Origin of the sequence: Cuniculiplasma divulgatum, assembly GCA_031200235.1 — an archaeon.
GTDB lineage: Archaea > Thermoplasmatota > Thermoplasmata > Thermoplasmatales > Thermoplasmataceae > UBA509.
On the sequence record CP133595.1, the window covers coordinates 1,972,767 to 1,998,689 of the forward strand.

The window sequence follows — 25,923 nt, forward strand, 5'->3', positions numbered from 1 at the left end:
GCAGATTATTTCTTGCCCACTTTCCCGAGGCCTTTCAAGATATTTATTGTAACTGCAAGTCCTGCCTCCACTTCAGGATCCTTCAGCTCGCCAAGCAGGCTGAACGTCCCGTGAATCCTGGGTTCCTTTGAAAGGCGTCCAGATGAAATGCCGTCAAGAAGCGCAATTACTCCGTCAACAACCTGCGGATCAGATATCCTGGATAATATCTCAAGGAGGGAATTCAGGATAGAAGCAACTCCGTTCAGCATGTCATCCGTCAGGACGCCACGCAGATTGGCCACAAGATAGACAAGCCCCTGAAGGGATTCGGCCATCCCGGTTTCCTCAAGTGTTCTCACCCATTCCACTGATCTTGAAATTGTTCCAATGTTGTCCACCAGTGATTCAACGGCCTTTCTTGTTTCCGGATCGGCCAGCTTCCTGTTCAGTATCTCTGTTATATCGTTGCTCATTGTACCACCCCGTTCAGGACAGGTTTTGCAGTCATGTTCCAGTACACGTTGTTGTAAATTAGCTTCAGCCAGTAGAATGAATAACTCTCCGGCATGAAGACTGGCTTCTGGGTATAACTGGATGTTATCATTGATGCTTTGCCCATGCCCGTGAGCATAAGAGCACCACCACTGCCATCATAGGTTGCCACCGGCTCCTCGCCAAGAATCGATTGCATGATTCTGTCGGATACAACTATGGCCTGGGCGTCAGCAACTGAACCTGCCTTGGATACCTGCAGGTTCGTGGCATCACCGATTGCATAGGCATTCCCGTAGCCCTTAACATTGAGCGTATATCCGTCAACCTGAACCCAGCCCATCTGATCTGCCACTCCTGTGGATTCCAGAAGCTTATTTCCCCTGTGAGGCGGGACAATCAGCGCCAGATCATATGCGATCCTCTCATCCTTCTGCGATACAAGTTCCTTTGCCGCTACATCCACGGCCTTTATCTGGAATCCCAGACTGCTCTTTATTCCCTTTTCGCTGAACATTTTCCGAGCTATATCTGAAATGCCCTGATCTGGAAAAGCCATTGGCATGGGATATACGTATTGGATTTCGACCCTGTCCCTTATTCCTCTACTGGTGAAGTAATCATTCAGCATAAAGACGACCTCCAGCGGCGCAGGGGTACACTTGTAGGGCATGGATGATACTCCCACAACAATGCGGCCTGACTTGAAATTGTTGAGCTTCTTCTTGAGTTCAACAGCGGCTTCAAGGCTGTAAAAGTTGTTGGTTCCCTGCTTCAGTCCCGGAATGGAATCATAATCATACCTTGCTCCAGTTGCAATGACCAGGAAATCATAATTAATGCTCTGCCTGTCAGTCCTGACGACACTGTTCTTCAGATCAAGGGCAGTGGCAAACTCGGGCACAAGCGTTATTCCGTCCGCTAACATCCTGGACACCGGCCTGTACGTGGAGGAAGCTGCCATCATGTCAAAGGGGATTTCAAGAAATCCTGGCTGATAGTAATGTCTCTGGCTTCCTTCCACAAGGACGATCTTAACGTCGCCGGCTTTAACCTGCTCTCTCAACTTATAGGCAAGATGGTTTGCTGTGCTTACTCCACCACTGCCTCCGCCAATAATTGCTATGGTCTTCATCAACGTTCAATGGGGTCATAAGATAATAACTGATTTATGAAATATTTAGAGGAAGAATCCATGATGCCACAAAATTTGTGTAAAAATCCAAAACTCTGATGTTTTTACCATGGGTATAACAGAGTCTTATCCGCCATGCTTGAAAGCCGGATAAATAAGCATGCCGCCGTCAACCACCAGGGTAGTGCCCGTAATGTATGAGGCCATGTCGCTGGCCAGGAATGTCACTGCCTGAGCAATATCAGATGTCTCCCCCATTCTGGGCATTGCAATCTTTGTAAGGAGGTCCCTGTAAGTGTCCGGATTCCCCCACACATCCTTGTTTATTGGCGTCTTTATTGCCCCCGGTGCCACAGCAACGACCCTGATGCCGGATTCGGAAACTTCCTGTGCAAGCGTCTTGGTGAACATGGACAGACCTGCCTTGGCACTGCTGTACGCCGTATAGCCAGACCAGGGGACAAACTCATGCACAGACGTGATGTTTATGATGACGCCATGTCCAGATTTTTTCATCCTCTTCACAGCCTCTCTGGCGCAGTAGTATGGACCCATCAGGTTTATGGCAATGACCCTTTCCCAGTCATCGGGGTTGTCATCACCGCAGAGCTCCCTTTTTCCGTCTATTCCGGCATTGTTAACCAGAATGTCCACAGATCCTAACTGACGGTCAATGCTTGTGAATATGGCTTCAACCTCCGCCCTGTTTGAAACATCCCCGCCAAAAACAGCTGCCCTGCCGCCGTTGCTGTTTATTTCTCCTGCAAGTTGCTCAGCCTGAAGCTTCTCAGAATGATAGTGAATTGCCACTGTTGCTCCGGCTCTTGCCAGATATTTCGCAATCTCCATGCCAAGACCTGAGCTCGATCCGGTGACAAGCGCAATTTTGCCCTTAAGTTCCATGTTTATGCCGGTGCCGTAGGACACCTTTCTGCTGTCATCTGCCATGAAAACCTATGCCTTTATTCAAAATAAGATTAACTGAATTCCAACTTCCTGAAATATATCATCCTGAAATATACTCATAGATTTTATGCCTGTGGCTCAGCAAGGAGTTCCCTATCATATGTCCGTCCTGTAATTATGACAATCAGGCCGGCAATTATAGCCACCGCAAAAGCATAAAGATATAAATACGCAGGATCAACAAAATAAAGGAAACCCATTATTATATTGGCGGCAAACAATCCGGCACTCCTTGAGGCTGTAAGCCAGCCCATTCCCCTCCCTATGTTCTCTGAAACCTTTGAGATTATTGTGGGCTCAAAAACTTCCGTAAAGCCTGTTCCAAGTCCGATGACAACTGTTGACAGATAGAATGATGCCAGTGGCAATTTTTCAATCAGGGACAGGGCATAGAGGAGAGCACCAAATCCTGCAAGTATGTAGCCCAGCAGGCCAAGTGGAAGAGCCTCCCGCTTCAGCTTTATTCTTGACATGAGGAATCCAACCGACGCTGAGACTGCGAGGAAAATGGTGTAAGATAAAGCTCCCAGCACAATTTTGGATGTGACAAGTGCAACCGTGAGAACCAGAAAACCCATGCTGTAGTATCCAAAGCCAAAAAGCGCTGACGAGATGATTACGCCGCTGAAGAATGGCCTGCGCTGACTTTTTCCAACGGAAGATTTCGCATTTTTACCAGCATCATGTTTCACCAGTATGAGCATGAATGTGGAAATGACGATTGGAATAATTGTGATAATGAAGACGGTCCTGAACGGATAGCCAAGTGATACCATGGAAATGAAAACAAGCGTGGCAAGTATTCCACCACCCACATCAAGTCCGTGCAATAAGCCATAAGCTCTTGACCTGTTGCCTTCGGAAACAGATTCGCTCATCAGTGCTCTTCTGGCAGGTGACCTGAAGTTCCTTGCCCACCAACCCCCTGCAAATATGGCCACTGCTTCATAAACAGTGCCAGCAAATCCTGTGAATGACAGTATGGGAATCAGGGAATTTCCCACTATGGCAATCTTCCTGCTCCCGTATCTGGATGCCAGTCTTCCCCCATAATATGCAAAAAGTGACCCAACACCATAGTTCAAGGCTTCTGCAATCCCGTAGTAATATACTGGCGCCTTCAAGATAAGCACTATGAAGAGAGGAAAGCCTACAATGACGGCCTGGTACCCAAAATCCGCGAAAAATGCTGATAATGATATGTACCATACATTTACTGGCAGGCCTTCGTTTTCAAGACTGGACATACTTTCCTTTCCTGACATCTCTTTACCTGTTTGGTGATCCACGGTTTTCAGTCATATTCCTGAGCAATTGTCCAATCACTGGATTGCTGGCATTCATACGGCATCACCAGTATCTTAAATGAACAGAGATATTCAAGAATTGCTCAATTCATGACAGTTTCCCGAGGCCTTAACTGCTGTCCTTTCAGTAACACATGATACTTCAATGTTTGGATACTGAGAGCCGTCTGGTCCATTGAAAACGGCCAAGGTGTGGCAATTTTCAAGGCACCATATGAATAGGCACTCAAAAAATAGACAACCAAAAATATAATACTATAAAGGAATGTGATCTCATGGTTAGCACTGAGAAAATAGATGTATTCAACCATGTTTACCCTGAGAGCTATTTCAATTTCTTTTCCAAACGCCCTGCCATGATGGATGAGCAGGCAAAGAGGCTCCCTGAACTTGTGAACATGAAGAACAGGATCCAGGTAATGGACAGGCTCCACATCAGCAGGGAGATTATTTCTCTGGCACTTCCTGACATTGATGACCTGGAGCTTGATGCAGAGCGATCGCTGGAAGTAATGAAAGCAGCCAACAATGGCATGCATGAAACAGCGAGCCAGAGTGAGGGAAGATTCCTTGCAATTGGCACCGTATCCCTTGCCGATCCGGATGCGGCCATAGCTGAAGCCACAAGATGTATCAGGGAACTGAAGATGCTGGGTATCCAGATTGTATCCAACGTTCATGGTGAGCCACTTGGCTCGCCACGATTTGAACCATTTTACACTGCAATGGAAGAGCTGGGAAAACCTATCTGGATTCATCCCACTTTCATGAGGCAGTCTTACCCATGGCTCCGAGAATTCAATACCGGCATCATGGTTGGATGGGACTTTGATACAACACTTGCCATGATACATCTTGTAGGGTCCGGTGTTATTGCCAGGCACAGGAAGCTGAAATTCGTGGTGCATCATCTTGGATCACTGGTACCACTGCTCGGTGGAAGAATCTCAACTTTCCTTGACAATAATACTCCTGGGAAAAAGCAGGATGAGGACTCTGAATCCCTTTCGTACCTGAAGTCATTTTACGTTGACACTGCCGAAGGAATGTCAATGCCCTGGATCAGAAGTGCACTGGAATTCTTCGGCGTGGACCACATAATGTTTGGAACTGATTTTCCATGGGGGGATTCAGACCAGATAATAGAGAACATTGAATCACTTCCAATAAGTGAGGAGGACAAGAGGACTATATTCAATGGCAATGCCAGGAATATCATAGGCCTCTGAGGCAGTTTCATTGAACTCCACCTTAAATGCAGCTGAGATTCTTCCATACTCATGAGATCAGGTCTAAAGAGCAAGCAGACAGAAGACCAAAGTTTCAGAAGTTTCCCTTCCATCTCCAAATTTCAGTGATGAGCAGGGAAAAAATTAATTGAAGCCTAAGGATACACACATATGGATATCCTCTTTCTGGTGATACTGTGGATACACGCTTTCACAGCCCTTTTCTTCGTGGGTGGTTCCTTCTTCATATGGATCGTTGTCTGGCCAGCCACATTCAGGATTTCAGATGACGAGAAAGTCAGGACAAAAATCCTCGGCCATGTGGGGAGGATATTCGGAACCGCCACCGATATTTCTGTTGCCATACTTATACTGACGGGCCTGTATCTGGGCTATGGATATCTGCCGAAGCTTTCCGATCTCACCACTACCACCGGAGGCCAGTTGCTGCTTGCAAAGGGTATCATCGTTGTAATAATGCTTGTGCTGATGTACGCCAATAACATTTATCACGGAAAGAGACTCGTCAGGCTCTCACAGGAGGGGAAGTTTGACGAGATGAAAAGAATCAGGCGCATCACGCATATGGCATCATTCATAACTCTTGGCCTGATGGTTGTCATAGTGCTCATTGCATTCACGCTGCCCTTTTACTATCCCTGATGGCAAAAATGGCGCATCTTGAGGCTCCCTCTTACGTTACGACAGTTTTGATGCTGTTCAGCATGTAATATCATCTGGGATGTGTGGACGTGGCAAATTTCATTACACAGTGTTTGCTGATCATGTGGAATGAATATAGCCTTCAGCCGTGGTACGCTTATCCTGAACGAAGTTCAGGGAAATGTTCCCCCATACATTGTGTACGATGACCGGATTGGGGCATACCGCACCGAGGCTTTCAGGTATTCACAGGTCGTGAAAAAGTTTCCAGATGCAAGGGATGATGTCTTCAGCTCCTCATCTGTAAATGTCAGGCACAGTGAAACCCTGAGACCCTACCAGAAAAAAGCTGTGGATCTCTGGGCAGCTAACCAGAATGCAGGGGTTGTTGTTCTTCCAACTGCAGCAGGAAAAACTCATATAGGGATTGAGGCAATTGCGCGCCTTTCCACAACAACACTTGTGGTTGCACCCACAATTGAACTTGTCCAGCAATGGAGGGACAAGCTTTCCAGGACATTCGGCGTAAAAGTTGGGCAGATTGGTGGAGGAGAGAAGGATATAGAGGATATTTCAGTTAGCACATATGATTCCGCCTACCTGATGGCAGAATCCCTGGGAAACAGATTCAGGTTCCTGCTTGTGGACGAGGTGCATCATCTTGCATCGGAACGTTATCTGGAAATAGCGAAAATGTACGCTTCCCCTTACAGGATGGGATTGACCGCGACATACGAAAGAACGGACATGCTGCACGAGAATCTGGAGGAGGTGATGGGTGGAAAGATCTTTGAACTGGGATATGAGGAACTTACGGAGTACCTCTCAGATTATGATATAATAAGGATACCCGTAGATCTTGAACCAGAGGAGGAGGAAGAATATGAAAGGAACCGGAATATATTCATCAGTTATCTCAGGCGCCATCGCATAACGCTCAGGGGTCCGTGGGATTTTGAAAAGTTCATCCTCTCTTCGTGGAATCCTGAGGGCCGGGAGGCACTTCTTGCCTGGCGAACGGCCAGGGAAATTGCATTCAACGCCCGGGTTAAGGTCGATACGGTCAGGTATGTCCTTTCAAAGCACAGGAACCAGAAGACCATCATCTTTTCAGAGGATACTGACACAGCCTACATGATATCCAAGGAGTGCCTGATTCCATGCATAACGTATCTGACTCCCGGGCCGGAGCGGAAGGAATATCTGGAAATGTTCAAAGCAGGGAGGGTTACGGCACTGGCCACTTCCAGGGTTCTTGACGAAGGTATAGACGTGCCGGATGCCAGCGTTGGGATTGTCCTGAGCGGATCAGGCAGCACCCGGCAGTTCAGGCAGAGGCTCGGAAGATTGCTCCGCCCATCCGGTGAAAAACATTCTGTGCTATACGAGATCGTTGCCAAGGGCACTTCAGAGTATGGAACTTCCAAAAGGAGGCGAAAAGGTGTTCCCAGTTCAACTGATGACAGTTCGCAAAAGTAAGAACGGTGTGGTGAGGTCCGTATTTCTGACCAGCGAGAACAGCAATTATGCCACGTCCGTTATTGATCTGTTTCACAAATCCCTTGGAAAAAGAAGAAAGGAAATCGAGAATGAGATAAAGCTCCTGGAGCTGAAGTCACAGAACCCCAAGATTGTCAGGGGGCTGGCACTTCTCATGTTCAGACTGTCCCGGTTGGATCCGCCCTCGTTCCTGGATCCGATGAAGGTGAGAAAAGCAATCTTCTCCAGTGCCAGAACACCACCGGTTGCTCCAGAGGAAAGAGACGACCTCATTGCCCGGATTGCTGCTGAGATGGATGTTTCCCCCAGTGAGATCTCAAAGGCAATGTATGCAGACAAGGAGGATGAGCAGATCCTTGTTTCGGTGCCGGATATCACGCCAGATGATCTGTCGGCAAGATACAATCTTGAGCAGGTTGAAACCGTGATGCTCAAGACATCCTCAATCGTCATCACAACAACAATGAACCATGCAAGATTTGAGAGGCGCATTCGGAGCCTAGGCCTGCTTTACAGGATCAGTGATGAGAACGGAATTTACAGGATCGAAGTCAGCGGGCCACTGTCCATCATTGAGCACAGCGACAGGTACGGATCACGGATTGCCATGTTGATGAGATATCTCTTCCATTATTCCGACTGGCAGGTGCAGGCCACCGTGAAGCTCAAGAACGGCGACGAGAAATCGGACTACTCATATTTCCTTGACGATGCTGCGGTAGAACTCCTGACATCACGTGAACCCACCCATGAATCGGGGAAAGATCGTATACTGTCTGAAACCCCGTCTCCCATAAAGGTCGCAGGCAAAGCCATCTTTCCGGATTATTCCGTTGCAATCAATGATACAACAGTATCAATATTCATCACACGCCCCAATTACTTCGGTGAGGATCAGGCAATGGTAACAGGAATTGCCAGGGAAGGCCATCAGGCTGAGCTGTTCTGCATACTGGAGAAGGGAGAGAAGTGCCCTCCAGGTGCCCACTGCTTCAGGGATGAGCTGGACCGGCATGCAGTGGTGGACTACCTGAAAGCCAGGCTTACGAAGCGTGAGGTCCCAGCAAAACCCGCAGAAAGGCCAGAAGAGAAGCCTACCCACGTGAATCAGGATGTACCTGAGAAAGTCCTGCAGCACCTGCATTCACTGTACCCGGATTCCCAGGCCATGGTTGACTACCTTGAATTCATGGGCTTCGACCCTTCCGAGGCACTGCAGAAGGCAGGGTTCACCATAAAGTGGAAAGGGCTGCGCATAATTGTTGAATGAGAATAGGTGCAGTTAACGAAACACGCTTTCTTAAGTACTGTCTTTGACATTATCATGGCATGAGGTTTGACTTTTCGCGTATATTCCTGAGCAGCAACGTGAACTTTTATTCGGACGATGGACCCATGCAGAGGGTACTTGAGTTTCTGAAATACAGAGGAAGAGATGAACTGAGCTCCCTTGGAAAATATGTATCCAGTGAAATGGTGGAAGAAGCCATGTTCATTGATCATTATTCCAAGCCTGTCCTGCAGACGTGGGATGTGCTTGACGAAAGGATGGATGGCGTATGGATATCGCCGTCACATGTGCATGTGATAGATCGGCTTCAGTCATTCGGTGTGATTTCCAGGCCCATACTGGAGAAGGACCTCATGCATCACTTCATTTCCGGGTACCTCATTTCCGATTCCGGGCTTTTCTGCACCCTGACACTGACAATGCAGACAGCCTATGCACTGCAAAAATATGGCAATGACCATGTCAGGAATACCTATCTGAACAGGTTCATTTCCCATGAAAACCCCTGGCTTGGCGCAACATACTACACTGAAATACAGGGAGGCAGTGATCTTGGTGCCAACAGAACCGTTGCTGTTCCCGATGGAGATGCGTGGAGAATAACCGGATCAGACAAGTATTTTGCAAGCAACTCCGGCCTGGCAGATGCTTCAGTGGTGACAGCCAGAATCCAGGGGGCACCACAGGGTGCCAAGGGAATATCCACATTCTTTGTCCCAGCCCTGGATTCCAACGGAAACCCAAACTACAGGATACGCAGGCTGAAGGACAAGCTTGGCACAATTGCCGTTCCCACAGGCGAGGTGGAACTGGATCATTCGGAAGGGTACCTTCTTGGTGACCTGCAGACTGGCATATACATCGCAATGGAAATTCTCACAGTTTCAAGGATAGATGATGCAATCGCAGCTGTTGGCATTGCCAGGAAAGCACTCTGGGAAGCTTACAGATATGCCCAGAAACGGGAAGCCTTCGGAAAGGCACTGAGCAATCACCCGCTGGTGCAGAGGGATCTTGTTGAAATGGAGGCGGAAGTCGAGGCATCCATGGCAATCTCCATCCTTTCAGCCAGCCTTTTCTCCGGCGTATGGGATGTCAGGCCACCTTATTCAAGGGAATATCATTTTGCAAGGACACTTTCACACATGGCAAAGAACCTTGCCTCATGGTCCAGTGATTATGTAACAAGATACGCCATGGAACTTCTTGGAGGCAAGGGATTCCTGCATGAATTTCCCATTGAGAAGTTCCACAGGGATTCAATTGTTACATCCATATGGGAAGGGACAAGCAATATACAGGCTCTGGATCTTCTTGAGGTGCTCCTGAAGAAGGATGTGCTGAAGGATCTCCGGGAATACCTGTCAAAGTTGCTTGAGGAAATCAGTGATAAGGACATCCGATCCACAATGGACGATATGGTCAGGGATTCATTCAGCAGAGCCGCAAATTACCTCTCTTCAGAACAGAGGGAGTTTTATGCAAAAGATGTACTTGATCTGCTGGCAACCACAACTGCTTCAGTGCTGCTGTACGCAGTGGCATTCAAGACAGGCGATACAGGCATGAGGATGATTGCAACAGTCTACAGGTGGAAGCACTTTGACCCGGAACGAAAGGAACCGGAAATCTATAAATTCGCACTGAAGCACATGGAATGGATGGCACATAGTTCCCCATAAAAGGATGATTGCTGGGGGTCATGCCGAGTATGCTGCCCCTGATTCCATGCATTCATGTCTCCATTACATTTCGGCATGGCGGTTCCCAGGACGCAATAGGTTTTTAGTCATCAAGCAGTTTTCTTTCCATGGAACTCAAGCTCTACAATATCAGGATACCTTTCCTGTACCCGTTCACGACAAGTTTTGGAACTGAATCCGCCAGGGATGCCATCATACTTGAGCTCATTGATGGCGATATCACTGCATATTCTGAATGCGTCACGTCAACAAATCCCGATTACGGCTACGAGGACAACCAGACCTCCATTCACCTCATTAGGGATGTCTTCAGCCCCATGATGAAGGATCTCCCCACGCCTCAGGAATTCAATTCAAGGGCAAGGAAAATCAAGGGAGACAACATGGCACGTGCAGCACTGGAAATGCTCCTGTGGGATTATCACTCCAAAATTTCTGGAAAACCTCTGGACAAATTCATGGGTGGCTCCAAGGAACATATTGAGGTGGGCCTTTCCGTGGGAATGGATACCATGGATAAAATGGCCGGCAGGATAGATGATGCCCTGAAGATGGGGTACAAGAGAATCAAGGTAAAGATTGAAAAAGGGCGGGAGAAGGAGATACTTGGGGGCATAAGGGACAGGTTCCCGGATATTGTCCTCACAGCGGATGCCAATAGCTCATACACAATGAAGGATATGGATCTGCTGCTATCCATAGACCGGTATGAACTGCAATACCTTGAGCAGCCGCTGAATTTCGATGATCTTGTCTACCATTCACGGCTGGCCAGGGAGATGTCAACACCAATATGCCTTGACGAATCCATAACATCACCTGAAAAGGCGGAGAAGGCCATGGAAATTGGTGCATGCAGTGTCATAAACATCAAGCCTGGAAGAATAGGCGGCCTGACTGATTCACTTGAGGTTGCACGGATCTGCAGGGAGCATGGCGGCCATGTGTGGGTTGGAGGCATGCTTGAGACTGGAATCGGCAGGAGCTTCAATGTGGCCATGGCGTGCAACAGTAATGTGGACTATCCCGGAGATACGGCACCAAATTCAAGGTATTTTAAGAAAGACATTGTCACGAATCCATTCAAAATGGACAGGGGCCGCATAAAGCCAAATACCAAACCTGGCATTGGGGTGGAAATCGATTTTCAGGAATTCACAAGAAGGATGGAATCCGCCATCCGGATATTCTAGGATTGATCACTGCCGTATCAGAACTGCGTGAAATCCTCTGGTTTGTTCTTAATTTTTCTGTCATATTCATCCCTGTCAATGCGGCGGTACAGCCTTATTAGTAGGTAGATAACAGGCACTGCGGCAATCCAAAGCATCAGGGGATATTCAATATTGTAGGGACTGGCGTAAATCCTGGACATGTATATTTCTGTTGATTCAAATGTGCCGGCAATTGCCAGTTCAAGTACCACAAACAGGTACATGTAGACAACCTTCATGATATTGGAGTGAAGAATCTGTCCCCTCTTTGCAAGGAGATAGATGAGGTAGATGCTTGTGCTTGTGGCCACAGCATATGAGGGCAGTTCCAGCCATGTGTGCGGAAGTATGGCAAGGCTGAAAAAGACCACAAGTCCCGATGTATGGAGACTTGTCCCCTCAATTGATATTATTATGGATGTCTCGATGCTTGAAAGAAGGAAGAAAAGCTGCCCAATGACCGGAATGAATTCAATGGTGGCAACCAGAAGATTGTGGGGGAAAATTTCCAGAATCATGTCAGGCAGGCTGAGTGTGACAATGGATTGTTGCTCATTCTTGAAGGCACTTAGCAGTACCTGATTATGAATCGAGAGGGAAGATATGGCAATGAATATGCCAATCTCCACCAGGAAAACAACCAGGAACAGACGCCTCAGCTGAAGAACCCCGTTCCTGATGAAGAAACCGTCTCCCTTCATTATGGGTTATTTCAATCATGGTTGTTATATTTTCCTTAATTCAATGGATGAAAAGTGCAGCATTTATGATTACACTGTAAAATAGACACAGTGCCATGACCCGATCTCTCCTGACACACAGATTATAATTGCAAAACTCATAAACAGGAGAACTTATCCAGCGACAATATTCACAGGGAGAATCTAACTGGATGCCGTAATTAACTCAAGAGAAAGCACGAATGCGGCTCCCATGATTACATTGTTCTGTTCAACAAAGGTTATATACTGTGCATCGCTATATATACTTATGGCAGACGTAGTAGTTGTTCACAGCTGGAACGATGACCAGAAGGACAAGGTAATGGAATTTGCGAATAAGGTAACCACAATGGCAAAGAACAAACAGCTCCCAAAGGGACTCAAGCTTCTCGGCATAGATCTTGGACAGGGACAGAATATGGCAGTATGCAAGTGGGAGGCTGATTCATTGAATCATCTTATGGAGGTTGCTAAATCTCTTGGACCCACCTGGGACATAAAAGCTTTTGAGGTTAAGCCGGCATACAAGCACGGTCTCTTCTAATTCTTTTTACCATCATTTTCTTTTACTATCATCCTGTCTATTTCCAGGCATATCATGTGAATTATGGCTATGTGCATCTCCTGTATTATGGGAGTGTCATCAGATTCCACATTCACAACCTCGCTGCATAGAGACTTGATTTTTCCCCCAGATTTTCCCGTCATGGCGATGGTGTATGCCCCCAGCTTCCTGGCGGCGTTGATTCCGTTAATTACATTTGGCGAATTTCCTGAAGTTGTTATGCCAATAACAATATCGCCGGACTTTACCAGAGCGTCCACCTGCCTGGAGAAAATCTCATCATAACTGTAGTCGTTTGCTATTGCCGTAACGGATGAAACGTTTGTATTGAGGCATAGGGCGGCCAGCGGTCTTCTTTCAAAGGAGAAGTGACCTGTCAATTCTGCAACAAAATGCTGGGCGTCTGCGGCTGATCCACCGTTTCCAAATGTCACAAGCTTTCCCCTCTTTTCAATGGAATCAACAATTCTACTGGCGATTCTTCTGATCTGTCCGGGGTTGATCTTAGATCTCGCTTCCATGCCTGCCTTGATATATTCTTCAAGTGAGAAGTCCTGATACATGAACTGGCATTGTTAGCCACTATTATAATGATCCATTGATAACAGAAATTGATTCCTTCGCCAAGCAGTCAATTGTAAGGAGAATGTGCTACCTGAATAATTCCAGATCCCATTGAAATTACCCAACATAAAAGGGATGTAAAAATCGTTTAAACCGGCTACTCACAGAAGCTACTCCTGATTTCAGCAATAGCCTGCTCTGATAACATTCTGCTTTCCAACGGGGCCGGAACCTTTCCGGAAAGCACTGAAGGGCTATTTAATTTTACCGCTTAAGACAAAAATATGGAGTGATTAATCCTTATCTTCATTCTTTTTCTTGAATCCTTTTGAAAAGCCTTTCCCGAAGCCCTTGACCACGTCTGCTCCTTTTTTGGCGACGTCTCCCACAACTTCTCCGGACTTCTCTGCTACACCTTTCTTTTTGTTTTTATCCTCGTCCATAGATATGCCCTCTGTTAGCTATGGAGTGCATTGTTATATATCTTTACAAAATGTATAAAAGACATTTCTTAAGGTACTGCACACTGAACTTCGATACATATATCATCGACAGTTAAAATAGGGTGGATTACTTTAATTCAGTGTGGAAACCAGGACCCCGCCAGATATTCCAGATTATGAGGATCGGGATTTTGTCATTGAAGACGCCGAGGCAGACATGGAATTCAGGATAATCCATGAACTCCTTCCGCCATTTTCCCGGTGGACTGTTGATCTCGGGTGTGGGTATGGAAGATTATCCGCTGCTCTTTCCAGGAAATCCGGGAAACTCATACTTGTGGACTACTCAATGACCGGCATGAAAAGGGCCAGACAGAAGATGCTTGATGATGGGATATCAGCTTCCTTCCTGCTTGCTGACATTTCACACCTGCCGTTCAGATCTGACAGCATTGACACCATAGCAATGTTCAGGGTATTCCATCACTTTAATGATCCTGCCCTGGCAATTCGGGAAATAGTGCGCTGCATGAGACCCTCTGGACATATTGTATTCAATTATAATTCCTCAGACAATGCATCAATGATGCTGTTCTGGCTGAAGCACAGAATCAATGGAGGAAACAACCATCAGAAATTCCCGTTTCCACTGATGCCTGGCACGCTTAGGGCCAATCCGGAGGACGATAAAAGGCCCATATATTTTCAGACCCATTCAACACTGAGGTCATTAATGCAGCAAAATGGCCTTGTGCAGTCTCATGGAAACTTTCATTCGGGAATGCTTGGAAAGGTTGCATTTAAAAACGGATTCTTTCAGGATGCTGTCCGTGATCTGCAGACGCGCATGCTGGACAAGTGGCCCTCCAGATTTCTCTTCCCCAACAATTATGTGCTCTGCAGAAAGGAAGGACGCAATAACGGCACACAGTTTCATAATTTGGAGGATTTGCTTGCCTGTCCTGTGTGCTCCGAAACTATTTTCATTGAAGGTGACTCCATGGAGTGCGCAAATGGGCACAGATTTACCATTTCAGACGGGATCTACGATTTCAGGAACCCATCGTAATATTCATCTGATGGACTGCTGGTTGGCACTGGGGCACTGGAACATGGAAGTATCCTGATAAACTGCTTCGGTTGTGAAGTCACAGCAGCATATTATTCGAATAATTAACATTGCATTAATATACGAATTTAAGAATTTGATTCAGAAAATGCTAGGAAAAGATAAGGAAGTGTATTATAAGATGCTGGATCAGGTCTTTTCCCGGGCTTCGGCACTATATGATGAGAGGATACTGTCCAATTTTGTAAACGTCAGTATCAGAAACATTGAGATGTCCATACTGCTTTCATATTCATTCAGGGGGTGTGTTGCACTTGAAATTGGACAGGGCACCGGGGAGGAATCCTCGCGCTATATCAAGGCAACGGGCAACAGGCTGGATGCTGTTGATGTGTCAGGCGGCATGGTGGACTATTCCCGGATGAAAATGACAAGGCTGGGATATGGTGAACTGTATAATGCCATACAATTGCCAGCTTCAGATATTGCCCATCTCAATAAGATCTATGACATTGTTTACAGCTTCAATGGCCTTATAAATACAGAACCTGATTTAACTGATCTGAAGGACGGGATTAACAAAATAACAAAACCAGGCTCAGTCATCATACTGTCTTTCCGCAACAGTTCCTGCCTTGGGGAGAATCTCATCAGGCTGGTCAGCAACAGGCCTGATCTGGGAAGGGATCGCACGCTGGCAAGCGTGGATGTCCAGGTAGCCGGAGACAGCGTACCCTCCATATATTACTCCCTGGATGACGCTTCAAAGTTCATTCCAGAGAATTTCAGTATTACTGGAATATATGGACTGGCTGTGCTTTTTCCGCCTTATCTGGCCGGGGTTGTGAAATCAGGGATGGCAAAAAGGATCATATCTGCCGCGGAAAGGGCCATCTGCTTTCTGCCTTTCTTCAGGACGCATGGAGATGAGATTCTAATTGTTGCAAGAAGATATGCGTGAAATCAAGATTGTCCTGCCTCCACCGGACCTGACTGAGATCAGTGCTAATTTCACCATTGACCGTGGAAGAGTATCGGTAATCCTCACGGAAAGCAGACGCAGAATCCTGAGAAGAGGGATTGAACCCATAATAGACGGGAAAACATACAGAGCAGCTAAATGTGACCTGGGGAAAACTACTGAAGCATTTCTCAGGAAGTACGGAAGAGAACACATGGACAGGTACTTCACAGGCAGGAAAAGAATTGCGTATATGCTGACTCCCGTAACGGAAGAACCCACAACTGCCATTTGGGAAAATACCTATGCGGAATCGCATTCATCCCAGTACGCCGAAAGGATTCAGGGGGATAAGGTGCAGATGCACCTGAGGACTGTGGCCTCAGATTGTCTCAGGAAATTCATGGCAGATGGAGTATCCATTCTGGAAGTGGGCTGCTCAAACGGCTATGAAATAAGCCTGGCGAAAAGGGGATTTTCAGGAACAAGCTGCGTATGCGCTGATGTATCGCCGGAAGCCATTGAATTTGCAAAGCAACATTCCCCTGCAGGCACGTATGACAGATTTGTGGAAGTGAGTGGAAACTGGAATGAGTCCATCGGTTCCTTCCATATCATCTACAGCACATTTGGTGCCGCCGATACATCGTCATTTCATGAGATCGCCAGCTTTGCAGGAAACAACCTCAAAAGGAATGGATTGTTCATTGGCACGGCGCTTAACAGGTTTGCAGCCTGGGACCTGGTTCTTTCAGCCATAACAGGGAAGAGAGGCTATGCCAGGAATCGACTGTCGGGAATCATCCCTGCAGGTGATAGCAGGTACCCCGTTACGGTATTTGCACGAAGTGTGAAAGAAATAAGTTCCAACGGTATTCTTCATCCTGTGGCATTCCGAGGCTTATCCATGCTGTTTGCGCCCTATAATTACAGGCGAATAAACAGAATACTGATTAAGATACCATTCATGAGGAAGCTTGACGAGATTCTTTCTGGAATCTTTCCCGTAAGCTTGCTGTGCGAATACATCCTCTTTGTCATGAGTCCGGCTACTGGATAAATTTTACCAGTTGCTCAGATCCCTGCCTTTAACCCTTAATAAAAATGCCCCCAAAAGAGAGAATATTTCAACAATGGATGCCATGAACAGAATAGCCAGACTTCCGGGGTAATCATTGTTGAAATTTCTGATTGCCGCAATGGTCTCAAGTGGATTAAGAGATGAGATTGAGAAGGAGGCGTGCTCCCCAAGCTGCTTTCTGGACTGCATATGCCCGAAGTTAACACGGATTCTCTGCCTCAGAAGTTCCTTCGTTGAGCCTGGCACTGTGTTGTGAACAACCACATCCCTGCAGTACCTTATCCTTCCTCCTGCAGCCACGGTCCTGTGGCAGAGATATTCATCATCGTTGACAATATCGCTGCTGGGTATGATGAAGCGATGCCTGACCACCTGGAATTCGCCACCGCAGAAGAACTGGTTTCTGGATTCCTTCATGGCAACATAAGAATCATGAAAATGCCACATGACCTCACCTAACTTCGATGCTAGGCTGCTCCCATGAAACGGTTCTATTCTGGGGAATGCAAGCTCGTAACTGTCACCAAGGCACTGGATCATCCTACTCACCACAGAATCATCAAACCTTGTATCTGCGGATATGAGGAATATATGGCCATCACGGATGTTTTGAATTGCCCTGTTGTATGAGGAGGACTTCCCCATTTTCCTCTGTTCATAGAGTATCTTAATATTCCTGTGGTCTAAGCTCTCAGCATCAATATCTGTATGGACGCCTCCAATGGCCATGGTGGTTTCATCAAACACATCAGAAAGGGCCTTTTCCATTGCATATTCAACATCCGCGGGCCTTGCATAGCTGAAGAACACCGCATTCCTAAGCGTCATGATGCTGCTCCGCCTCCCTGATGTGCTTATACTTCAATGAATCTAGAAAGAAATGATGCAGTCCCATCTTTGCCTCAAAACATTCCTGCGATTTGCCAGACGCCTGAAGGTGGTGGTTTGTCATTCTGGTTTTCGCCTGCTGATATGTGCCAACAAGCACGTATGCAACAAAGTTCAGTAGCTTCAGGGCCGCTGATGAATCGGTATCCCTGGCAGGGACTTCCTGATTCCCAGCATCATGCTGCCTGGTCAGGGGCGAAAGCTGGAGCAGTTCTCCATAATATTGAGATCCAACCACGGGTATGACTCTGGTGGCGTCCCTTGCTGTAAGCTGGTCAAGGGATTTACTGAACAGCTCATGTGCAAAACTGCGATCCATGCTCAGGGAAAGGCATATTTCTTTGAAGCCACGCAGGCGACGAACAATGAGGGCATAGGAAAGCGTCAGCCACAGGCAATCCTGATTTGCTATTATGAAAATATCAATGTCATCTTCACTTCTGGGATCATAAGAAACTGATCCTGAGATACCTGCGAAAGAAACAAGTCTTCTGGGAAGGTTCAATATAAAGGCGCTCCCGGAAGCGACCTTGGCTGTTTTTATGTTCCTGTTCAGTGAGATCTCTGTGACTTCCATCTTTCACCGCTATCTTTTTCACCTCTACTTCCTGTGAAGAGCAAATGCAACGCCAGATGTTACAATATAAAAGGCAAACAGGACATCATAAAGCCCGGGAATGTATGGCAGTGAGCCCTTGAATTTGGAGAAACCAAAAAGGTATGTTGCAAAGGATGAAGCAGAGGTGAATCCCACCATGGAATAGGTGGCAATGTCTGCAATAAGGAAAACTGCAAGCAGCGCTGTCCCAACAGCGGCAATTGTTGAATTCCTGCCTGTTGGCCTGGCGAATATTATCCCGGCTCCGATTATATCCACGATGCCTGTTATGAGGAGACCGTACCAGTGTATGAAGTATGGTTTGACAACTCCAAAATCCGTTTGCAGATTCTTGTCTGTGAGCAGTATGGTAATTGTGATTGCAAAGTCAATGAGAAGCAATATTCCCACAGCATACACAATTTTATTGACACTTGCTGTCATTATACAATCATTACGTAATTATAATATTAAAACATTACTACACAAAAATATTGTAGTTATTCTTAATAATATTAGCAGAAACCAGTATGAAAAGTGATGAACTATGCCTCCCTTCCACGTCGTCCGAGCCTGGAGCATCCCTCCCCGATGCAAGGATCCTTTCCATTGCCATAGTGACGCACAACAGGGAGGTAAAGCTCCGGAAACTGATCAACTCAATACTGGAATCGCAGCAGATTGTTTCCAGGCTGTCAGAGATCGTAATAGTTGATGATTCCCAACGCAGGACAGAACTCGGTTCTGATTTTCCAGGTGTCATTGATTATGTGTGGGTTCCTGATCGTATATTTATAACCAGGGCGAAGAATATTGCATGGAGAAGGACAACAGCACCACTTATCCTGTTCATAGATGATGATAACATTGTCAACAGCGATTCTGTACTGCACCTTCTGGATATAATGCAGGAATATCCGGGAATTGGTGCAGTGATGCCTTCAGTGGCTTATCTCAACCATCCGTCACGCATATGGGTTTATTCAGCGCCATTTCGTCAGGGCAGATGGTCCATGAACCTTATGGGAAGAAATACAATTGAAAATGTGATTCCGGATAAGGATCTGCTGGATACGGATGCTCTTCCCAATGCTTTCATTATAAGACGGTCAGTCCTGATCTCCATACGGGGATTTGATGAGGAATTCATTTACAACAATTCATGTGATTTATGCCAGAGGATCAAGGAATACGGGTTTGAAGTGTACGCCTCCACAGTGTCAAGATTCTACCACGATGTCCCCCCTCCTGACCGGAAGGGGTACTGGGCGGATCATGTTGCTGCTGACATTAAAAGAGCATTTCCTGAATCCAGAGACTGGACTCTTCTGATGAGAAAGTTGCATGGGATTAACAGTATTCGATCTCCATTACTTTACCTGCATTTCATAATCTGGGTGCTTCAGGTTGATCTGGGCATGCTGTTGATGAGGCTCTCTTCAAGAGAATTCATCAGGATCAATTTCAGCTTCCTGAAAGGTTTTATTTTCGGAGTAAAAATGAAGGTCTCCAAATTTTACAGAACATAGAATGCAGATTATGGCATAATACACGAAACAGGGTAACCCATACCATAATTTCCGGTCATCTTTTTTTCCTGCGGCAATACACAGAAGCACATATTCCTGCACTGGAAAGATCGTGCCGTATATTGTGGCTTAGTCGGACTGTCTGAGAGGAAAATACTCATAAACTCCTAAGGACAGCGGCCGCAAACACAACAGAATTCTGCACTATTTTGCACAGAACAGTTAATATAGTGCAAGTTAGTCTTATTGGTGTAAATGTCATATTCCATCTGCATAACGAACTTCAATGATCGACCTTACTTGGAGAAGTCGCTCCAGAGTATCACCGACTTTGCTGGAAGGATAGATGCAGAGGTTGTTGTGGTGGACAGCAACAGCACTGATGGATCTCAGGAAATTATTGATGATTACCTTCAGAGAGGGCTCATTCAAAGGGTGATAAGTACGCGGTGCTCAAGAGGAAGAGGAAGGGATATTGCATTCCGAAACTCCCATGGTGATATTGTTCTGGCCAGTATTGACACTGACGTGGTTTACAGTGTGCCTAGACTTTTGCAGGTTGTTGCCGAATACATGAGCAAGAGAATGGGAAAGCTCTTCGCAGTATACGGAGCAATGATTGGGACAAGATCGTGTATAGAGAAAATAGGGGGCTGGAAAGACCTTGACAGGCATGAGGACAATGAGATATCCATGCGGGCCATGATGGCGGGCCTTTATGATCAGGACATGTCAATCAATGTGGTCATGGAGCACCTTTCGGAACTGCGAAAGCTGACACTAGTCGAATCCATGAAACTGACCTATACTGATTACAGGGACTGGTACAGGATCGGGCTGAAGCTCAGGAATACCCCGGCAGATGCCCTGATGAAACCACATGTTCTGCTGTCCTACGTTTCAGCCAGAATTCGCGGTGTTATGCCATCACCCGTTTTTGACAAGTACATTGCAGAATTGAAGGGGACAGGCGCTGGGAATGCCGGCCGCAGATGATTCAGGGCAATCACTGAAGAAGGGTTGTGCAGCCCGGAGTTTCAGGCTCATTCCGTTACTGCTGCTTCTTGCAACCATAGGTTACATTGGTGCCAGATTGTTTGAATCAAGGGCAAATCAATTCGGTATCAACATCTCATATGCCGGCGGAATTCCTGTTGCTGTTGGAGGAATCTACTTTTTCACATTTCTGAGCATTGCTGCCTCACTTGCTGTATCGCGCATCAGAAAATTTCCACTTTTCGCCACTTTCACAATAGGACTGGTATCGGGCCTGGCATTCTATGAATGCACATATGCTGTTATTTTTGCAGTATTTGCCAGGAATTTGGGTTTGCTTATCCCGGAAGCAAGTCTTCCTGCTTCAGGTTGGTCAGGCTATGGTACCTGGTTCATGCTGGAATTACTTGTGATATGCCTCAGTTATCCGATCTGGAAGATGCTGCGTTTGACCAGGGGAGTGCTGCTTCTCATAATGTTATATCTTGCGACAATGGTTGCCTGGATGCTCATTTACAATTTTCAGTATCCGCCTTTTATCAATTCAGCAGGAGTGTACTCTGTCAATACAATTGCCGAAGTTGCCGGAACTCTCATTCTTCCAGTTAGTTACAGGAATCCTGAAGGGAATGGAGCATCAGATCATTTCCAGACAATGTCCGCCTGAAAGGTCGCCGGGAACTGATTTGTGCCATGGTATGTTGTATTTATGTTACACACATAAATTTATGGAAAAATTGTATGTTCACTGGAAAATTTCTTATATGAATGACATTTGATCTCTTTCATTGGAACTTTCAGACATAGATAAAAAATTTGACATGCAGAGTGTCATCTGGATTGGGGCAGACCTCAATCTGTTCTCATTTCCTGAGAGTTATACGGAGCCTATACCAATTTTTCTGGACTTCAGGAACAGTTTTCACAGGGCCACAATGGTTATTGACAGAAGTGTGTCAATGAAAGACATCCAGATGCTGAAGTTCCAGTATGAAGTGAAGCAATCTGGCTCCTTATACACAATTTCAAGGGATATCCCCGAGAGTGCACTGGTAAGGAGAATACACGATCTGGTAAACACACATGGTGCCTCAATTGTTGCAATTTATCTGGAGAAGAAGCTATTGAAGATAAAGATCAAGTTCCATCACAGTGTTGACAGGGAGATTTCTGATCATCTGCTTTCCATGGCTCTCCAGTATGAGGATTTCCATATTGAGTATCTTGGCCCTTCTGCCGGCATAAAGGAGGATCTTCTTGAGCTGGACAGGATGTTTTCCCTTACGTCACTTTCTTTTTCCATAGATGAAGATACTTCAACCCAGGATACGCTGGCAAGGTTCCCCGCAGGTACTGTGTTTGAACTTCAGAATAAAGCAGGCAATCACATGGCGATCCTCGCATATCCTGATGAGATGACTGATGTGCCTCAGGGTGTTATAGAGATATCCAGAGAAGATTCCATATACGAAACTGAATATTCTCATCCAGCCCTTGATATGATTAGATCAGAAGCATATGCCCAGGGAGTTGTGCGCTATAACTATTTTGGCAAAATGAAAGATGGTAGGCTCAAGGTCAGGATTCTTCTTCTCAAGAGCCACCTCACCGCGTATCTTTCCATACTGGAAAAGATCAGGAAAGAAAAAGGCCAGTGGAACATAGTCCTTGATGGTGTGAGCAGTGTCACTGATTCAACATTTTCGAATTTTTGATTTTTTCCGCATTAAAGGACATTGAAATTGGCCCCTATATCAGTGAACCGATCAGGAAAACCGCTGATCCTGCGATGTTGATGAACCATGAAGGTCTTGTGCGCAGCAAGGGCTTGAAAATTAAGGTAAGAAACTTCTTCATGAGAAGGTTATGATTGAAAGCTTCTATTCACTTCATCCGAAAGGAAATCCGCATGAGGCCAGATATGCCTCGGCCCTACACGGCCGCATAACAGAATTTCCAGTCTAAGTGCGGAATTTCTATATAAGCAAATTCACATTTCCCTCAGTTGAAATCGCTTTCCGGACACCGTTTGCAGTTAAGCATTCTGATGATAGCTGCAGTCGCATATGCTGTTGTATATTCTGTATTTGCTTACATGCGATATATCAGCTACAATTCCTATGTGTTTGATCTGGGAGTCAGTTCACAGCTTCTATACGGCGTTATGCATGGCGGAAATCTTAACTTTGGAAACCTGGTTGCCAATAAGCTGATCTATGTTCCAATAGGTGTGCTATACGGAATTCACCCATATCCACCTGCTCTTGAATATGCACAGGCAGCATGGCTGGCTTTTGGTTCAGTGCCGCTTTACTTCATAGCTTTCAGAAGGCTTGAAAACAAAAATTATGCTCTGGCCGTAGCTCTATCTTATCTGTTCTTCTACCCACTTGCTGGCGATTACTGGTTTGATTTTCACTTCATGGCATTATTTCCCACATTTCTCCTGCTCTCATTTGCCTTCAGGGAGAGCAACCGGATCAGACTGTCGCTGGCAGTAGCAGTTCTGGCCGCCATGACGGACTTTATGTCACCACTCATAATTGCATTCTACGGAATTTATATAATTCTGGACCACAGGAAACGAAAGGCTATCAGTGACGATAATGAAGGAATCTTCCGGATTGATTCCGGTCTCTATCTAATTTTGATTGGAATCGTGTTTTTCGGGATCACTGTGGCGTACTATGGATACGGATATTTCTTCCTTTACGCCTCTGGTGCCATTTCCGTGCCTTCACCATTTTCCACGGGAGCTTCGTTCATGGCCAGGAGCACATATTTCTTCTGGCTGCTTCTCCCTGTGTTATTCCTTTGCCTGCTTTCACCTGAGAGCATGATTATGATTATTCCATACGTTGGCTTTGCCCTGGCAAACCAGTATACCCCATATGTGAGTACCATGTACTACCAGTACCCGGCACTTACTGCACCTGTTATATTCTATTCCCTGGTTCTGGGCATAGAAAGGATCTCAAAATCAGGTTCCGTGAAGTGGAAGAGGTCCATAAAGAAATTCGGAAAAATTTCCTATGCAATTCTGACATTTATTGTAATACTGGCTATCCTTTTTACGCCTCTTGGTAATCTTGCCAGCAATAATTACCTGAATCCGTCGCTATCACATGTACTGACTGGCCAGAGCGCAAGTTACGAAGCTGCCAACCTCCTGCAGTATCATTCCTATGATGCCAACGTATCAAGGATAATTTCTCTTGTCCCCATGGGATCGTCTGTGCTCATACAGAACAATATGCCGCAGCTCACCAGCGGATATAACTGGACCATTCCAGATTATCTCAATGTCAGCAGCCGGCACCTGCCCGAGTACGTGGTGGCTGATCCTTATAACAGGGCTTATTATACAACATACTTCTCCACAAATTATCACCTGAATATGGCATATGACGTAAATTATTTCCTTGAAAGCGGAATGTATGGAATTTTTGCTGAAGCTGACGGAGTAATGCTTCTTAAAGAAGGCTATAACGGTCGGCCGATTCTCTGGATTCCACTTCGTTCCATGCCAGTAGATATTTCTGTTACTTCCGAGCCTTCAGGCATGCAAACATTAAATTATTCCAATATAAATTACAACAGCCTGCTATTTCTGCCTGAAGGAAATACGCAGGTGACCATTAACATATCTGGTTCCGGTGCCGATAAGTTTCACCTTGAGTCCATTAACCTCACATGGCGCTTCAGCTATTTTTCAACCGATCACTATGTCAACATTTCTTCAGGGAACTATTCATTACACGATGGTAGCTATATTTTCCAGACAGACATCCCTTACTCAGCTGCACCCATCTTCAAGGTTGCCCTGAGATATGAAAGTTCTTCCACCTATCCGGTATCTATAAAAATGCAGCTGCAACAACTTACCTACAATATTACAGGCTGAAACTAACCATCACTGATTATTTTCCAATTTACCGAAATTTTATACTAAAATATTTTTTATATGATATTCATAACCATTCATAATGACAGAGGAGGAGAAACAGAAGCTCAGTCTTACAGCTACTGCATACAGGTACGTTTTTGATGGAATAATGAACGGGAGATACAGGGCAGGCCAGTCAATCAGCCCTGATACACTGGCTTCAAATCTCAACATGAGCAAAACACCAATAAGAGAAGCTTTGCTCCAGCTTGAAACCGAGGGTCTGATCGTCAGGAACGGGAGATTCTACAATATAATATATCTCGATGAAAATGAAGTTATAGAACTGTACGAGGTAAGGGCTATACTGGAGGCAGAAGCATCCGCAATGGCGGCAGCGAGAATGACTGATGATATTCGCAAGGAATTGAGGGAAACTCTCAGAATAATAAAGAAGATGAGTTCGACCGAAAATCCAGACCCAATAATGCTGGCTGATCTCAATGGAAAACTTCATTCAATGATTGCAGCGGCAAGCGGCAACAGGTACATTGTTGAATACACCAGCAACATACGGCTAAAGCTGAAAGTGGTCAGAACTACATTGTTCAGCAGCTTCGACAGAAGGGAAGTTGAGCTTAAGGAGCACGAGAAAGTAATAGAAGCAGTCCTTTCCGGAAACCAGGCAACGGCCAGAAGGAGCATGTGGGAACACGAGATGGAAGTCCTTGAATACCTCAAGGCTTCGGTACTGAACAAGATTTATTGATTACTGTCAGCTTTCTGGTCTTCAACACCCTTCTCTTCCTTCGATTGACCAGGGGCCTCATACTGCACTTTTTCCACAAGAAGCGTCAGGTTATTAACATTTTTAACAATTACCTCGTCGCCCACGTTCAGATCGCCTGCGCCTATGTTCTCTGCGCGCCAGAACTGCGAACTGACCTTTACTTCCGTGTAGTTCGGGGTCTTTGCGGATACTCTTCCTTTCTGGCCCACCATGGATGTTGCTCCCGTCAGAGGTTTTCTGCCAAAGGGGTACCGCAATAAAAGTCGAGTGATCCAGGCACCAAGGGCAAATCCAATTATAAGAAAGATCACGATGTATAAAATCAGGGTCGATTCAGAATATAACATAA

The 25,923-nt window shown here is 45.9% G+C and carries 27 protein-coding genes; 16 read left to right on the forward strand and 11 right to left on the reverse strand.

The window, feature by feature from the left end; translation table 11 throughout:
- Positions 1-5: 5 nt before the first annotated feature.
- The 4 genes from RE469_10265 to RE469_10280 all read right to left on the reverse strand — a co-directional run bounded on the left by RE469_10265 (position 6) and on the right by RE469_10280 (position 3,840).
- On the reverse strand, positions 6-455 hold the full coding sequence (locus tag RE469_10265; protein ID WMT44570.1) for a DUF1641 domain-containing protein: 450 nt from the start codon (positions 453-455) through the stop codon (positions 6-8).
- Positions 452-1,609, reverse strand: a complete 1,158-nt coding sequence (locus tag RE469_10270; GenBank protein WMT44571.1) for an FAD/NAD(P)-binding oxidoreductase — start codon at positions 1,607-1,609, stop codon at positions 452-454. The genes RE469_10265 and RE469_10270 overlap by 4 nt, the downstream gene beginning before the upstream one ends.
- 126 nt (positions 1,610-1,735) lie before the next feature.
- Entirely contained in the window at positions 1,736-2,557 is an 822-nt protein-coding gene (locus RE469_10275) for a glucose 1-dehydrogenase (protein WMT44572.1), read from the reverse strand.
- A gap of 83 nt (positions 2,558-2,640) precedes the next feature.
- Positions 2,641-3,840, reverse strand: a complete 1,200-nt coding sequence (locus RE469_10280) for an MFS transporter (GenBank protein WMT44573.1) — start codon at positions 3,838-3,840, stop codon at positions 2,641-2,643.
- Between the two features lie 317 nt (positions 3,841-4,157).
- On the opposite strand from RE469_10280, the gene RE469_10285 reads away from it, so the two are divergent.
- The 6 genes from RE469_10285 (at position 4,158) to menC (ending at position 11,461) form a co-directional block, all read left to right on the forward strand.
- The gene (locus tag RE469_10285) at positions 4,158-5,111 is read left to right on the forward strand and encodes an amidohydrolase family protein (protein ID WMT44574.1); all 954 of its coding nucleotides are present in this window, start codon (positions 4,158-4,160) and stop codon (positions 5,109-5,111) included.
- A gap of 171 nt (positions 5,112-5,282) precedes the next feature.
- Entirely contained in the window at positions 5,283-5,774 is a 492-nt protein-coding gene (locus tag RE469_10290) for a CopD family protein (protein ID WMT44575.1), read from the forward strand.
- 129 nt (positions 5,775-5,903) lie between these two features.
- On the forward strand, positions 5,904-7,253 hold the full coding sequence (locus RE469_10295; protein ID WMT44576.1) for a DEAD/DEAH box helicase family protein: 1,350 nt from the start codon (positions 5,904-5,906) through the stop codon (positions 7,251-7,253).
- A complete protein-coding gene (locus RE469_10300) occupies positions 7,216-8,544 on the forward strand; it encodes a DUF790 family protein (protein WMT44577.1) in 1,329 nt (442 codons plus the stop codon). Before RE469_10295 ends, RE469_10300 begins: the two co-directional genes overlap by 38 nt.
- Before the next feature lie 59 nt (positions 8,545-8,603).
- Positions 8,604-10,247: an acyl-CoA dehydrogenase family protein gene (locus RE469_10305; protein ID WMT44578.1), complete on the forward strand. Its 1,644-nt coding sequence runs from the start codon at positions 8,604-8,606 to the stop codon at positions 10,245-10,247.
- Positions 10,248-10,375: 128 nt separating this feature from the next.
- On the forward strand, positions 10,376-11,461 hold the full coding sequence (gene menC / locus RE469_10310) for an o-succinylbenzoate synthase (protein ID WMT44579.1): 1,086 nt from the start codon (positions 10,376-10,378) through the stop codon (positions 11,459-11,461).
- Between the two features lie 17 nt (positions 11,462-11,478).
- On the opposite strand, the gene RE469_10315 is transcribed toward menC, so the two are convergent.
- Entirely contained in the window at positions 11,479-12,183 is a 705-nt protein-coding gene (locus RE469_10315; protein WMT44580.1) for a stage II sporulation protein M, read from the reverse strand.
- A 289-nt stretch (positions 12,184-12,472) separates the two neighbouring features.
- Here RE469_10315 and RE469_10320 point away from each other — a divergent pair, with 289 nt between their 5' ends.
- Positions 12,473-12,748 (forward strand): hypothetical protein, encoded by a 276-nt coding sequence (locus RE469_10320; GenBank protein ID WMT44581.1) that lies wholly within the window; start codon positions 12,473-12,475, stop codon positions 12,746-12,748.
- Here the strand turns inward: RE469_10320 and RE469_10325 are convergent.
- Both RE469_10325 and RE469_10330 read right to left on the reverse strand, forming a co-directional pair.
- Positions 12,745-13,332, reverse strand: coding sequence for a D-sedoheptulose 7-phosphate isomerase (locus RE469_10325; protein ID WMT44582.1), 588 nt, complete (start codon positions 13,330-13,332; stop codon positions 12,745-12,747). The genes RE469_10320 and RE469_10325 overlap by 4 nt on opposite strands.
- 294 nt (positions 13,333-13,626) lie before the next feature.
- Positions 13,627-13,776, reverse strand: coding sequence for a hypothetical protein (locus tag RE469_10330; GenBank protein WMT44583.1), 150 nt, complete (start codon positions 13,774-13,776; stop codon positions 13,627-13,629).
- Positions 13,777-13,918: 142 nt separating this feature from the next.
- Between RE469_10330 and RE469_10335 the strand changes: the two genes are divergently transcribed.
- The 3 genes from RE469_10335 to RE469_10345 all read left to right on the forward strand — a co-directional run bounded on the left by RE469_10335 (position 13,919) and on the right by RE469_10345 (position 16,866).
- Positions 13,919-14,845 carry a class I SAM-dependent methyltransferase gene (locus tag RE469_10335; GenBank protein WMT44584.1) on the forward strand — a complete coding sequence of 309 codons (927 nt, stop codon included), beginning with the start codon at positions 13,919-13,921 and terminating at the stop codon, positions 14,843-14,845.
- A gap of 148 nt (positions 14,846-14,993) precedes the next feature.
- Positions 14,994-15,806 (forward strand): methyltransferase domain-containing protein, encoded by an 813-nt coding sequence (locus RE469_10340; GenBank protein ID WMT44585.1) that lies wholly within the window; start codon positions 14,994-14,996, stop codon positions 15,804-15,806.
- On the forward strand, positions 15,784-16,866 hold the full coding sequence (locus RE469_10345; protein ID WMT44586.1) for a class I SAM-dependent methyltransferase: 1,083 nt from the start codon (positions 15,784-15,786) through the stop codon (positions 16,864-16,866). Before RE469_10340 ends, RE469_10345 begins: the two co-directional genes overlap by 23 nt.
- 3 nt (positions 16,867-16,869) lie before the next feature.
- On the opposite strand, the gene RE469_10350 is transcribed toward RE469_10345, so the two are convergent.
- From RE469_10350 to RE469_10360, 3 genes are read right to left on the reverse strand one after another with little or no spacing between them, the layout of a single operon-like run.
- The gene (locus RE469_10350) at positions 16,870-17,715 is read right to left on the reverse strand and encodes a glycosyltransferase family 2 protein (protein WMT44587.1); all 846 of its coding nucleotides are present in this window, start codon (positions 17,713-17,715) and stop codon (positions 16,870-16,872) included.
- Positions 17,705-18,352, reverse strand: a complete 648-nt coding sequence (locus tag RE469_10355) for a hypothetical protein (GenBank protein WMT44588.1) — start codon at positions 18,350-18,352, stop codon at positions 17,705-17,707. Before RE469_10355 ends, RE469_10350 begins: the two co-directional genes overlap by 11 nt.
- Positions 18,353-18,376: 24 nt before the next feature.
- Positions 18,377-18,817 carry a hypothetical protein gene (locus RE469_10360; GenBank protein WMT44589.1) on the reverse strand — a complete coding sequence of 147 codons (441 nt, stop codon included), beginning with the start codon at positions 18,815-18,817 and terminating at the stop codon, positions 18,377-18,379.
- Positions 18,818-18,903: 86 nt separating this feature from the next.
- Between RE469_10360 and RE469_10365 the strand changes: the two genes are divergently transcribed.
- The 6 genes from RE469_10365 to RE469_10390 all read left to right on the forward strand — a co-directional run bounded on the left by RE469_10365 (position 18,904) and on the right by RE469_10390 (position 25,553).
- Complete coding sequence (locus RE469_10365) at positions 18,904-19,902, forward strand: glycosyltransferase (GenBank protein ID WMT44590.1); 999 nt, start codon at positions 18,904-18,906, stop codon at positions 19,900-19,902.
- Between the two features lie 255 nt (positions 19,903-20,157).
- Positions 20,158-20,898: a glycosyltransferase family A protein gene (locus RE469_10370; protein WMT44591.1), complete on the forward strand. Its 741-nt coding sequence runs from the start codon at positions 20,158-20,160 to the stop codon at positions 20,896-20,898.
- On the forward strand, positions 20,882-21,565 hold the full coding sequence (locus RE469_10375; GenBank protein WMT44592.1) for a hypothetical protein: 684 nt from the start codon (positions 20,882-20,884) through the stop codon (positions 21,563-21,565). The genes RE469_10370 and RE469_10375 overlap by 17 nt, the downstream gene beginning before the upstream one ends.
- A gap of 121 nt (positions 21,566-21,686) precedes the next feature.
- Positions 21,687-22,613, forward strand: a complete 927-nt coding sequence (locus tag RE469_10380; protein ID WMT44593.1) for a hypothetical protein — start codon at positions 21,687-21,689, stop codon at positions 22,611-22,613.
- Positions 22,614-22,903: 290 nt separating this feature from the next.
- On the forward strand, positions 22,904-24,802 hold the full coding sequence (locus RE469_10385; GenBank protein WMT44594.1) for a DUF2079 domain-containing protein: 1,899 nt from the start codon (positions 22,904-22,906) through the stop codon (positions 24,800-24,802).
- A gap of 82 nt (positions 24,803-24,884) precedes the next feature.
- Positions 24,885-25,553, forward strand: a complete 669-nt coding sequence (locus tag RE469_10390) for a GntR family transcriptional regulator (protein WMT44595.1) — start codon at positions 24,885-24,887, stop codon at positions 25,551-25,553.
- On the opposite strand, the gene RE469_10395 is transcribed toward RE469_10390, so the two are convergent.
- Positions 25,547-25,921 carry an NfeD family protein gene (locus RE469_10395; GenBank protein WMT44596.1) on the reverse strand — a complete coding sequence of 125 codons (375 nt, stop codon included), beginning with the start codon at positions 25,919-25,921 and terminating at the stop codon, positions 25,547-25,549. The genes RE469_10390 and RE469_10395 overlap by 7 nt on opposite strands.
- Positions 25,922-25,923 lie beyond the last annotated feature (2 nt).